This is a genomic window from Streptomyces sp. NPDC005492 (assembly GCF_040605995.1).
In the GTDB taxonomy this organism is placed as follows: Bacteria; Actinomycetota; Actinomycetes; order Streptomycetales; family Streptomycetaceae; genus Streptomyces.
Window position 1 is genome coordinate 1,985 of record NZ_JBEXDX010000088.1, and the last position, 12,052, is coordinate 14,036.

The following is a 12,052-nucleotide window of genomic DNA, read 5'->3' on the forward strand; positions in this document are numbered from 1 at the left end:
GCGTCGCTACCAGCAATACCCGGTCCTCCAGCGGCAGCCGCCAGGGACGGCCGCGCTGAACGTCACCACCACGACACCACCAGCCTGGCGAACTGCGCCTCGGTCAACCCGGAGAATGGCTCGATCCACTTCGGATCATCTGCTCAGATCACCCCACCCCGTGCCCAGCCAACGCACCAACCGTCCCACCGGTTACGGGACAACCTCTAGTTGACGCCTCCCGGTGCGCAGTGGCTGTCTCGTCGTCTGCTTAAGATGATGCCCGTCATGTGACTCATCCGAACGGCGATGGCAACCAAGTGGGCAAACCGCCCTACTGTGACATCCCTCCCTACCCCGCGCCCGGCACCGGTCTTGCGCCGCGAGTCTGATCTTTCCGACTCCCCCAGGTGGCCCCGGCAGCAGCCAGGATACGGAAAGTCTCAGGTCATCAGGGATGAAATGAGCCCGCTGTAAACCTGCCGGTGCACGTCAGCGGGGCCGTCTGCGGGCCGTCGAAGGACGGCCCAAGGCGACCAACGACCAACGCTCGGCCAACTGCCAGTGCTGCATCGACGTCATTCGCCGGAGATCGCTCGCGGACCACAAACCTTCAAGGCGGAGCCGGGAGCCAACAGAGGCGCCCGACCACGGACGCACACGAACTGCTGCGGACAGTGGAACCGCTCGGATGCAGGTGAGCCGAGGGGACTCCTCCTCTCTCCCTGAGCCCTCGATTAGCCCTGCCTTAACGCCACCATAAGGATCTCCCTCCCCCGTCTCCAGCAGGCGATTTCGCGGTTTCCAGGGGCTAACTTCTGATCACCCCCACGGGATCCGTCCCGGGCACCGTCCCCCGCCCCGCGAACCGTCCGAGGAGTTGGAGCTCCCCCATGCCCGCACGCCGCAAGGCCGCCGTCGTCGCCGTCGTCGGCATGGCCCCGCTCGCGCTGACCGCGCTCGCCGCGACGCCCGCGGCGGCGCACGGTTCGATGGGCGACCCGGTCAGCAGGGTGTCGCAGTGCTACGCGGAGAACCCGGAGAACCCCGGCTCGGCCGCATGCAGGGCGGCGGTCGCGGCCGGTGGGACGCAGGCGCTCTACGACTGGAACGGCATCCGGATCGGTGACGCGAACGGGCAGCACCAGACGCTGATCCCGGACGGCAAGCTGTGCAGCGCGAACAACGAGGAGTTCAAGGGCCTCGACCTGGCCCGCGCGGACTGGCCGGCGACCAGCGTGAGCAGCGGGTCGTACACCTTCAAGTACCGCGTGACCGCACCGCACAAGGGCACCTTCAAGGTGTACCTCACCAAGTCCGGCTACGACCCCTCGCAGCCGCTCGCCTGGGCCGATCTGGACCTGGAGCACCCGGTCGCGACGAGCACCGACCCGGTCGCCTCGGGCGGCTTCTACACCTTCTCCGGCACCCTGCCGCAGCGCTCCGGCAAGCAGCTCCTGTACGCGATCTGGCAGCGCTCGGACAGCCCGGAGGCGTTCTACTCCTGCTCGGACGTCACCTTCGGCGAAAGCGGCACGGTCTCCAACGGCAGTGGTGCGGCGGGCAGTTCGACCCCGGCCCCCAGCCCCACCCCCGCCGCCCCGACCACTCCGGCGCCGTCCGCCTCCACCCCCCTCCGACGCGCAGATCGCCGCCGGTGCCGACAAGTCGACCGTCGAGCACAACGGCCACGGGGACGCGGACGCGAGCACCTCGGCGGAGCCGGTCGCGGCGCAGGCCGAGGCCAACGAGCAGCAGGCAGCGGGGAGTTCACAGGATCTCGCCGAGACCGGCGCCCACGACGACTCGCCGTATCTCGCCATGGGCGGCGCGGCCTCCCTGGCACTCGGCGCGGCGGCCCTGTTCGCCTCGGTCCGCCGTCGCGCGATCAACGGCGGTGGACGGCACGGCCGTTAGCACGGCCGTCCAGGGGGCGGGGCCTGTCCGGCGGCTCAGGCTGGACAGGCCCCGCGGTGTGTCTGCGGTCAACTGAGGGCCGACAGGCACGTGGTGGTGGTCGCGTGCGCGGGATCGAGGGCGTTGGCGACCTCGTGGAAGGCGATCCGGTCGGACAGCCCGAGCAGGGCGTGCTCGGAGAGATCGGCTGAACACAGGTTCTGGATCAGCACGTTGTGCACGTCGGATCCGCTCAGGAACTGACTGCTGTACGGCGTGACCACCTCGTCGTACCGGGTGGCGATGACCGTGTAGTGGACGCCGGGGACGGTGTCGCCGCCCGCGTTCAGCTTGGTGAGGAAGGCGGAGCCGGCGATCTGGTCGGCGAGGGCGGGGGTCGCGGCGGAGATCACGTCCTGGGCGCCGGGGAAGTACGGCAGGAGCTGGGTGAGGCCGTCCAGGGTGGTGCCGTGGTTGTCGGGCGCGATACCGACGAAGGTGTCCACCTTGGCGGCGCCGCCGAGGAACTTGAGGTAGTAGCGGGGCATCATGCCGCCCTGCGAGTGGCCGACGAGGTCGACCTTGGCGGCGCCGGTCGCGGCGAGCGCCTTGTCGACGTAGACCTGGAGTTGCTCTGCCGACTTGTCGATGGGGGCGAGTCCGTAGATGAGCGGGACACCGGGAAGTTGGCCGTAGTCGAGGGAGAAGACGCAGTATCCGCGGGCCTCCAGATACGGCGCGAGAACGAGCCAGTTGTCGGTGCTGTTGGCGAACGTGCCGTGTACGAGGACGACCGGGTCGGGGTGGGCGGCGGAGGGTTTGCAGTCGTAGTCGTTCCAGCCGGTGCTCGGGGCGCTCGCCGCGTGGGCGGCGGTGGGGAGGGCGGCGACGGCGGCGGTCAGGAGCAGCGCGGTCAGGGGTCTGAGCACTCGTTTCCAGGGCAGCATCGTGTGATCTCCTTGCGGCTCAAGGGAGTTGCGACGGCCTTACGCCCTGTGATCCGGATCACAAGAATGCTGTTCACTCGTCAAGTTACGAGTGAGTAGGTGAAGTGTGAAGTTACGCGTCAGTAAAAACTTCCAGCGATAACCGGTCACCATGTGGGCCTGATGGGACCGTAGGGCGCAATTCGCCCCAAACGGTCACGCAACACGCGCACTTCACCCTCACCCAGCAGCTCCACCCACGGCCGCACGGCCTCCAGGGCGGCCTCCTCCGCGGCCCGCGTGCAGGCCCAGCCCCGCTCGGTGAGGACGACCAGCCGGGCCCGCGCGTCCCCGGGATGCGGACGCCGTTCGACATACCCCTTGCGCACGAGTTCGTCGACAAGCTGACTCGCGGCCTGCTTGGTGACGCCGAGATGGGCGGCGAGTTCGGTGGCCGTCGCACCGTCCGGGGCGAGCCGCGTAAAGGCGAAGCCGTACGCCGGGCGCGCCTCGAATCCGCGGGACTCCACCCCGTCATTGATGCGCCGCGTCAAGTCGCCGGCTGCGGCAAGCAGGGCGGCGGCCAGAGCCATGACCTCGGAGTTCTCCACAGGGGCATTGAAACACCTTGACGAACCGGTCAAGCCGCTTGACCATGTGATCCATATGGTCAAGCAGCTTGACCATCACGCAACCATCCACTTCCAACCCCCGCTTCTGGAGGCAGCCATGCCCGTCGTCCACCCGTCCGACGCCGTCGTCCACGAGATCCACGGCGCCCGCTTCGTCTCGTACGCCCACCCCGGCACCGGCAGCAAGGAACTCTGCGCGTGGCGCGGCGAGATCCCGGCCGGTACCAAAGCGCCTTTGCACACCGTCAACCGTGAGGAGATCCTGCACATCCTCGAAGGCGAGCTGGTGATCACGCTCGACGGCCGCACCGAACGGGTCGGCGCGGGCGACACGCTGATCATCAACCCCGGAGCGACCTTCGGCGCCGAGAACCCCACCGACCGGACCGTGATCACCTGGGTCGCCACATCCATCGGCCTGGAGGCGGACCTGGCCGACGGCACGCACATCGTGCCGCCGTGGGCCAACTGACGTACGTACGAACGGAGTTACGCGGGTGAATCACCGCGCCGAAGAAACTTGACCTCGTCAGGTTCTACGATCCCTGCGGTGGCGTCCCGCCGAGTGGTGTAGCGGCGCGGAGTTCATGACTCCGCAGGTCGGTTGGGCGATGCAGCCGCATCCGCGCCGGATTCGGGGTCCTCGCGCCGACGAGCAGCGCACACGGCGTCCGGGCGCACTGGTCGGCAACCGCCGTCCCGGCCCCGATCGGAGACACGCGGTCCGTATAGCTGCACCCACCTGGCGGGACGCCACCATCCCCGTCGCGCACCCCACTCCTTCGCCGAGCACGCGCCACACAGATCCGCACCCGCCCGATGGCGCGTGACGCCGGCAAGAGCGACCGGTCGAGAAACGGCGACCCGCCTCCGCGGCCGACCGATCTCCGCCACTCGGCGCCCGCGCCCTCCCCGACCGGTCGCGGGCGCGCCGAGACGCACCTGATCGCACGCGAGCGCGGCCCCATTCCCGCCACCCCGCTCCCAGCCGCCCCGGCCCATGGATCCCTCCCGGACCACTGGACAGCCACGCGCGACATGCGCCCTGGAGTCGATTTTCCTCAACCGCCCTGCCCGGCTTGAGGGCTGACGGAATGGCATCGATTTCGGACTGCGTCCACCTCCCAAAAAATCGCTGACGTGTTCGAATGCAGGTCGCCGACCAGGGTCGATGGGGTTAGAGTAATCGAACGAGCGTACGATGGACGTATCGGGCACATGGCCGAAAAGGGGTGGAGTGATGGAGGTGCGGCATGGCGGGCTTCGCTCATCTGCACGTCGCCTCCGGTTACTCCGTCCGCTACGGCGCCTCCCATCCCGAGCAGCTCGTCCGGCGGGCGGGCGAACGGGGCATGGCGGCCCTCGCGCTCACCGACCGGGACACGGTCACCGGGGCTGTTCGATTCGCGCAGGCCTGTGCGGAAGAGGGGGTCCGACCGGTCTTCGGCATCGACCTGGCGGTGGAGGCCCTGGCGCCCCCGCCGCCGGTCCAGCGCCGCCGCACCCCGGCGCGGGGCGGCGCACACGTCGTGGAGCCGCCCCTGCGGTTCGTGCTGCTCGCGCAGAACCGGGCGGGCTGGGCGCGGCTGTGCCGCATCACGTCCGCCGCCCACATCGGGGCCGTGTCCGGTACGGCACCGGTGGTGCCGTGGGAGGCGCTGCGTGAGTACGGCGGTCCCGGGCTGACGGTGCTGCTCGGACCGCTCTCGGAGCCCGTTCGGGCGCTGTCGGTGGGCAGGGAGGATGTCGCGGTGAAGCTGTTGGCGCCCTGGCGGGAGGTCTTCGGGGAGGGAGTCCGACTGGAGGCCGTAGCGCAGAAACGTTTTAGCACCGCAGCGGGATCGCTCCGGCTGGCCGCCCGCACCCTGGCCCTGGCCGACCGCACCCGCACCACCGCCGTGCTCTCCAACGCCGTCCGCTACGCCGACCCCGACCAGCACCGCCTCGCCGACGTCCTGGACGCGGCACGACTGCTGCGCCCGGTCGACCGGCGCCGACTGGACAGCGGACAACGCTGGCTCAAGGACGAGAGAGGCATGGAGGGCATCGCGCGGATGGTCGCCGAGTGCGCCGGGGCGGACATCCGGCGAGCCCGCCGTCTGATGGCGGACACCGCCGCCACAGCCGCCGAATGCGTCGTCGACCCCAAGGCCGACCTCGGACTCGGCACCCCGCACCTCCCGGAACCCTCGCTCTTCGGTGCCGAGCCGACAGGCGCCGCGGAACTGCTGCGCGGACAGTGTGAGACCGGTCTGGCCAGACGCGGACTCGACCGCGACCGTACGGCGCTCGACCGGCTGGACGAAGAACTCGACGTGATCTCCGGGCTGGGCTACGACTCGTACTTCCTCGCCGTCGGCCAGGTCGTGGCCGACATCCGGGCCAAGGGCATCCGGGTCGCGGCCCGCGGCTCCAGCGCCGGATCGCTGGTCTGCCACACGCTGGACATCGCGACCGCCAATCCGCTCGACCACCGCCTGCTGTTCGAACGCTTCCTGAACCTGCGCCGGAAGACACTGCCCGACATCGACATCGACGTGGAGTCCGCCAGACGGCTGGAGTGCTACGACACGATCTTCGAACGGTTCGGGAAGGAACGGGTCGCGGTCACCGCCATGCCCGAGACCTACCGGGCACGCCGGGCCCTGCGCGACACCGGCCTCGCCCTCGGCATCCCGCCCGCCGACATCGACCGGATCGCCAAGAGCTTCCCGCACCTGCGCGCCTCCGACATCACCAATGCCCTCGCCGAACTGCCCGAGCTGCGCCAACTGGCCGCCGAGGCACACCGGTTCGGGCCGCTGTGGGAACTCGCCGAGGGCCTCGACTCGCTGGTCCACGGCATGGCCATGCACCCCTGCGGCGTGGTCATCAGCGACGCCACCCTCCTGGACCGGCTGCCCGTGCAGCCCACTCCGCAGGGCGACTACCCCATGGCGATGGCCGCGAAGGAGGAGATCGAGGCGCTGGGCAACATCAAACTCGACGTCCTGGGCGTGCGGATGCAGTCCGCCATGGCCCATGCCGTCGCCGAGATCGAACGGACCACCGGCACCCCCATCGACCTGGACGACCCCAAGCAGGTGCCGCTGGACGACGTCTTCGCCTTCAAGCTCATCCAGGAGAGCCGGACCCTCGGCCTGTTCCAACTGGAGTCCCCCGGCCAGCAGGATCTCCTCTCCCGGCTACAGCCCCGCGACCCCCAGGACGTCATCGCCGACATCAGCCTCTTCCGTCCCGGCCCGGTGGCCGGCGGTATGCCCGAGCGCTATATCGCCGCCCGCCACGGCGGTACGCCGTCCTATGCGCACCGGGACCTGGAGCCGGTGCTCGCCGACACCTACGGCGTGACCATCTGGCACGAGCAGATCATCGAGACGCTGTCGGTGATGACCGGCTGCGACCGGGCCTACGCCGAGTTCACCCGGCGGGCGCTCGGCGACAAGGACGAACTGCCGAGGATCAGGGACTGGTTCCACGAGCGGACACGCGCGCGTGGCTACAGCGCGGCCGTCCGGGACGAGGTCTGGAGGACCGTCGAGGCCTTCGGCGCGTACGGCTTCTGCCGTGCCCACGCGGTCGCCTTCGCCGTGCCCGCGCTGCAGAGCGCCTGGCTCAAGGCGCACTACCCGGCGTTCCTGCTGGCCGGTCTCCTCGAACACGATCCCGGTATGTGGCCCAAGCGGGTCCTGGTCGCCGACGCCCGCCGGGGCGGCGTACAGGTCCTGCCCGTCGACATCAACCGTTCCCGGACGAAGCACACCGTGGAGAAGGCCGACGGAGGGCGATGGGGTGTACGGCTCGCGCTGTCCGGGGTGCGCGGCATCAGTGAGGAGGAGTGCGCGCGGGCGGAGGCGGGGCAGCCGTACGGATCGCTGTCGGACTTCTGGCAGCGGGCCCGTCCCAGCAGACCGGTCGCCGAACGCCTGGCCGAGATCGGTGCCCTGGGCTCGCTGCACGACGGCCGTCTCACCCGGCGTGATCTGCTGCTCCAGATCGCCGAGTTGCACCGGCAGTCCCGCACCCGGTCCGCGCACGAGGGGCAACTGCCCATTGAGGCAGGTGCGGTTGGCGGCGCGGAGCCGAGCGGTCTGCCGGAGATGACCGGACGCGAGGCGCTGAGCGCCGAGTTGAACACACTCGGCATCGACGTCTCCAAGCATCTGATGGAGCATCACCACCGGTTGCTGCGCGAGATCGGCGCGACCGACGCGGCCCATCTGGCCGGACTGCGCGCGGGGCAGCAGGTGTTGGTCGCCGGTGTGCGGGCTTCGACCCAGACTCCGCCGATCGCGAGCGGCAAGCGGATCATCTTCGTCACCCTGGAGGACGGTTCCGGCCTGGTCGACCTGGCCTTCTTCGAGGACTCCCACCCGGCCTGCGCGCACACCGTCTTCCACAGCGGGCTGCTGCTGGTCCGGGGCACGGTCCAGGTGCGCGGCACCCGCCGTACCGTCGTCGGCACCATGGCCTGGGACCTGGACGAGATCGCGGGCACCCGCCGCGACCACGGCCCCGAGGCCGCCCTCGCCCTCCTCGGCGAGACCCGCCCGCACCCGACCCCCGCCCAGCCACGCCGCACCCTGGCCAACGGCACCACCGGCGCCCGCCTCCACCCCTACGCCGACCTCCAGCCCGCCGGCACCCGCTCCGCCGATCTCAAGAAGTTCGGCCATCGCAGTCCGGGGAGTGCGGGATGACCACGCGCCGGCGGCACATCGCCCACCTCCATCTGCACGCGGAACTGACCGAGGCTCAGTACGGCGACGTAGTCGAACTGATGTACGGGATCACGCCCCATGTCCAGACCCTGCCGCCGAACGCCGTCCAACTCGATCTGACGTCGGCGCTCCGGTACTTCGACAGGTCTCCCCACGGTGTCGTCCAGATGGTGATGCTCAGACTGAAGGGGCTCCACGGCATCGACTGCAGTGCCGGACTCGCGGGCAACCGCATGCTGGCGGCGATGGCGTCCGACGCGTCCGCGCCCGGCGAGACCACCGGGATCCCCGACGGACAGGCCACCGACTGGCTGTACGCCCGCCCGGTCGCCGCGCTGCCGGGCGTCGGCCGCGCGACCACGGAAAAGCTCACCCGATACGGCCTGCACACCATCGGCCAGATCACCGATCTGCCCCCGGCGACCCTGCAACGCCTCCTCGGCGTGGGCCCCGCCCGGCTGCTGGCCGAGCGGGCCCGCGGCCACGATCCCCGCCCGGTCCTCCCTTCGGAGCCGGCGGCGCACCTGACCACCGAGCTGACACTGGAACGGGACTGCCTCGACCCGGCGCGGCAGCACCGAGCGGTCCTGGAACTCGCCGACCGGATCGGCCAACGCCTGCGCGTCGAGCACCAGGTCAGCGGCCGGCTCACCCTCACCGTGCGGTACGCCGACCGCAGTTCCACCACCCGCACCCGCACCCTGCCGGAGCCGACCGACCACTCACCGGCCCTCGCGACAGCCGCTCTGGGTCTGCTGGACGCCCTCGGGCTGCAGCGGGCGAGAGTCCGCGCCTTCCTGATCCGCGCCGACGCCCTGCTGCCGGCCGACAACGCCTACCGCCAGCTCTCCCTGGACCGCGCCGACGACCGCGCCCGCGCGGCGGAAGCGGCGGCGGACCGCGCCCGCCGCCGCTTCGGAGCCGACGCCGTACGGCCGGCCGCTCTGGTGAACTGAGAGTGCTCCAGGAGCCGTTCGCTTCGCCGAGCGCGTAGCCGGCACGCGGAGTCCAGGATGTCGGCGACCGGCCGGGCGCAGGGCGTCGCCGTAGATCTCGCGCCAGGGTGCGAGGCGCCGTAGCGCAGGAAGTGTCCGGAGACCACCCTGCGCCCACCCTCGAACGCACATACGGCATCCGTTCGGACCCGTCCCACCTGCGCGAACACCGGGCCGCCGAGACCGTGGGGACATGACAGAGACCCCCGGTACCGGTGCGTCCCGTACGTCCTTTCTCGGTGAGGTGAAGGACGCGGTGACCCCGCGGGCCACCCTCCTTGTCATCGGTGTGGTCGCGCTTCAGCTCCTCTTCATTGCCTCCTATGTGGGCGCGCTCCATCATCCGAAGCCCAGGGATGTGCCCTTCGGGGTTGTGGCGCCCGGGGTCACGGCCGGGCAGACGGTGAGTCGGCTGGAGCGGTTGCCGGGGTCGCCGCTGGATCCGCGCGTGGTGTCCGACGCGGCGCGGGCGCGGGAGCAGATCCTGAACCGGGACATCGACGGCGCTCTCGTCATCGATCCGCGCGGCAGCACGGACACCCTCCTGGTCGCCACCGGCGGCGGCACGGTCCTCGCCACCACCCTGGAGACGATCACCGCCACCCTGGAGAAGGCCGAGCGGCGCACGATCCGGACCGTCGACGTAGCCCCGGCCTCCGCCCAGGACTTCGACGGGCTGTCGTCCTTCTATCTGGTCGTGGGCTGGTGCGTCGGCGGTTATCTGTGCGCCTCGATCCTGGCGATCAGCACCGGCGCCCGGCCCGCCAACCCGCGCCGCGCGGTGATCCGGCTGATCGTGATGGCACTGGTCGCGATCGTCGGCGGTCTCGGCGGCGCGGTGATCATCGGACCGGTCCTGGGCGCGCTGCCCGGGAGCGTGACGGCGCTCTGGGGACTCGGCGCGCTGGTCACGTTCGCCGTCGGGGCGGCGACCCTCGCACTGCAGGGCGTCTTCGGGGTCGTAGGCATCGGGCTGGCGATCCTGCTGGTGGTGATCGCGGGCAACCCGAGCGCGGGCGGCGCCTTCCCGCTGCCGCTGCTGCCGCCGTTCTGGAACGCGATCGGCCCCGCGCTGCCACCGGGCGCCGGAACCTGGGTGGCCCGCTCGATCGCCTACTTCAAGGGCAACGGCGTGACCGGCCCGCTGCTGGTCCTCTCGGCATGGGCGCTCGCCGGGATCGTGGTCACCCTGCTGGCCGCGACGCTGCGGCGGAAGCACGAACACCTCCTGGACCGACCGGCGTCGGCGGATGCGGGCACATGAACGTCCCGTCCCCTCGCGCGCGGGGACGGGACGTCACGACGTCGTACGACAGCTCAGCCGATCTGCGCGCCGAAGGTCGACAGCGCCTCGGTGACCGGCTGGAAGAAGGTCTCGCCGCCCGAGGTGCAGTCGCCGCTGCCGCCCGAGGTGAGGCCGATCGCCGCGTCGCCGTCGAACAGCGAGCCGCCGCTGTCACCGGGCTCGGCGCAGACATCGGTCTGGATCAGGCCGTTGACGATGTCGCCGTTGCCGTAGTTCACGGTGGCGTCCAGGCCGGTGACCGTGCCGGTGTGCACCTGGGTCGTCGAGCCGCTGCGGGTCACCTTCTCGCCGACCGTGGCGTCGGCGGCGTGGGTGATGGCCTGCGAGGAGCCGTTGTAGAGGTCGACCGCGCTCGGGTGGGCGACGTCCGAGGTGTACTTGACCAGGCCGAAGTCGTTGTCCGGGAAGTCGGACTGCTCGTTCGTGCCGATCTGGTTGCCGCTGGAGTCGGACCAGGTGGAGATGGCCTCGGTGCAGTGCCCGGCGGTGATGAAGTACGGCGCGCCGCCCTTGACCACGTTGAAGCCGAGCGAACAGCGGCCGCCCGAGCCGGAGATGGCGTCGCCGCCCGCGATGAAGGGCTTGAACTCCCCCTTGGTGCGCTGGAGTTCTGCCTTGGCGCCGAGTCCGTCGACGACGTTGGTGAGCTTGGCCCACTCGGCGTCGGAGACCGTGCGGTCGGCGGTGACGACGACCTTGTTGGTGGTGGGGTCGGTCGCCCATGAGGTGCCGGGGATGGTGGCGTCCTGCTTGAGGGTCGTACGGGCGCTCGTCAGCTCGGCGAGGGAGTTCTCGACGATTCTCGCCCGGGCGCCGGCCGCCTGGACGGTGTCGGCGGCCGTCTGGTCGAGCACGTTGACCACGAGGCTCTTGGTCTTCGCGTCGTAGAACGTGCCGGCCGCGTCGCTGCCGAGGTTCTTGTCGAGCGTCGAGGCGAGCTTTCCGGCCGCGAGCGCCGAGAGGGTGTGGGGTGCGGTCGCCTGCGAGGTCTCGCTGGCGTTCGCACTCTGCAAGGTGACTCCCGCGACGACCAGTGCGGCTATGCCCGCGCCGGCCACGGCTGCCCGCCGTCGGGATATGCGTCGGTGCTTCAACTCGTGTCCTCCTGTGGGGGGTCGGCCCGGCAGGTCATGAGCACCCGACAGGCCGAAAGGAAGGTTGACGAGCGCCTACTCTTCCCAATCTCACAGGGGGCGCACAAGGTCGACTTCAGGTCGTGCGCTGAACGCGCTTGCACGCCCCACCGACTTGACTGTTCACGGTCACCCCAGGCCATTCGCACTGCAAACACCGCGTGCGAGGAACGGTCATCAGCCGGTGAGGTCTAGTCCTGTCCTGAATTCGACGCCTCGGATTCCGGATCCGACTGGGGCTCGGCGGACGGAAGTTGCTCCTGCACCGGTTGCGGTGCCACAGGGGCAACCGGTGTCACGGGTGCCGCGGGCGCGACCGGGGCCGCCCGCTCCAGGAAGCGGAGCAGTTCCACCGGGAAGGGCAGCACGAGGGTCGAGTTCTTCTCGGCGGCGACCGCCACCACCGTTTGCAGCAGGCGGAGTTGGAGTGCGGCGGGCTGTTCGGACATCTGCTCCGCGGCCTC

General features: G+C 70.4%; 7 protein-coding genes and 3 pseudogenes. 5 read left to right on the forward strand and 5 right to left on the reverse strand.

Annotation, left to right across the window (positions count from 1 at the left end; all coding sequences use genetic code 11):
- Positions 1-125: pseudogene (locus tag ABZT04_RS45010) on the reverse strand (IS5/IS1182 family transposase); the annotation flags it as partial.
- 747 nt (positions 126-872) lie between these two features.
- Here ABZT04_RS45010 and ABZT04_RS45015 point away from each other — a divergent pair.
- Positions 873-1,896 (forward strand): annotated as a pseudogene (locus tag ABZT04_RS45015) (lytic polysaccharide monooxygenase).
- A gap of 68 nt (positions 1,897-1,964) precedes the next feature.
- On the opposite strand, the gene ABZT04_RS45020 reads toward ABZT04_RS45015, so the two are convergent.
- Together ABZT04_RS45020 and ABZT04_RS45025 are read right to left on the reverse strand one after the other, a co-directional pair.
- Positions 1,965-2,822: an alpha/beta fold hydrolase gene (locus tag ABZT04_RS45020; protein WP_356066271.1), complete on the reverse strand. Its 858-nt coding sequence runs from the start codon at positions 2,820-2,822 to the stop codon at positions 1,965-1,967.
- A gap of 146 nt (positions 2,823-2,968) precedes the next feature.
- Positions 2,969-3,412, reverse strand: coding sequence for a MarR family transcriptional regulator (locus tag ABZT04_RS45025; protein WP_356066273.1), 444 nt, complete (start codon positions 3,410-3,412; stop codon positions 2,969-2,971).
- Between the two features lie 118 nt (positions 3,413-3,530).
- Between ABZT04_RS45025 and ABZT04_RS45030 the strand changes: the two genes are divergently transcribed.
- The 4 genes from ABZT04_RS45030 to ABZT04_RS45045 all read left to right on the forward strand — a co-directional run bounded on the left by ABZT04_RS45030 (position 3,531) and on the right by ABZT04_RS45045 (position 10,413).
- Complete coding sequence (locus tag ABZT04_RS45030) at positions 3,531-3,905, forward strand: cupin domain-containing protein (protein ID WP_356066276.1); 375 nt, start codon at positions 3,531-3,533, stop codon at positions 3,903-3,905.
- A gap of 781 nt (positions 3,906-4,686) precedes the next feature.
- The gene (gene dnaE, locus ABZT04_RS45035) at positions 4,687-8,133 is read left to right on the forward strand and encodes a DNA polymerase III subunit alpha (RefSeq protein WP_356066278.1); all 3,447 of its coding nucleotides are present in this window, start codon (positions 4,687-4,689) and stop codon (positions 8,131-8,133) included.
- Entirely contained in the window at positions 8,130-9,110 is a 981-nt protein-coding gene (locus tag ABZT04_RS45040) for an ImpB/MucB/SamB family protein (RefSeq protein WP_356066280.1), read from the forward strand. Before dnaE ends, ABZT04_RS45040 begins: the two co-directional genes overlap by 4 nt.
- Before the next feature lie 232 nt (positions 9,111-9,342).
- Positions 9,343-10,413, forward strand: coding sequence for a DUF3533 domain-containing protein (locus ABZT04_RS45045; RefSeq protein ID WP_356066282.1), 1,071 nt, complete (start codon positions 9,343-9,345; stop codon positions 10,411-10,413).
- Positions 10,414-10,466: 53 nt separating this feature from the next.
- Here ABZT04_RS45045 and ABZT04_RS45050 read toward each other — a convergent pair whose 3' ends face one another.
- Complete coding sequence (locus ABZT04_RS45050) at positions 10,467-11,549, reverse strand: S1 family peptidase (protein ID WP_356066285.1); 1,083 nt, start codon at positions 11,547-11,549, stop codon at positions 10,467-10,469.
- A gap of 230 nt (positions 11,550-11,779) precedes the next feature.
- Positions 11,780-12,052: pseudogene (locus ABZT04_RS45055) on the reverse strand (slipin family protein); the annotation flags it as partial.

Coding starts and splice junctions, on each gene's coding strand:
- ABZT04_RS45040 (WP_356066280.1), top strand. CDS start 8,130: ATGACCACGCGCCGGCGGCACATCGCCCACCTCCATCTGCACGCGGAA.
- dnaE (WP_356066278.1), top strand. CDS start 4,687: ATGGCGGGCTTCGCTCATCTGCACGTCGCCTCCGGTTACTCCGTCCGC.
- ABZT04_RS45030 (WP_356066276.1), top strand. CDS start 3,531: ATGCCCGTCGTCCACCCGTCCGACGCCGTCGTCCACGAGATCCACGGC.
- ABZT04_RS45045 (WP_356066282.1), top strand. CDS start 9,343: ATGACAGAGACCCCCGGTACCGGTGCGTCCCGTACGTCCTTTCTCGGT.
- ABZT04_RS45020 (WP_356066271.1), bottom strand. CDS start 2,822: ATGCTGCCCTGGAAACGAGTGCTCAGACCCCTGACCGCGCTGCTCCTG.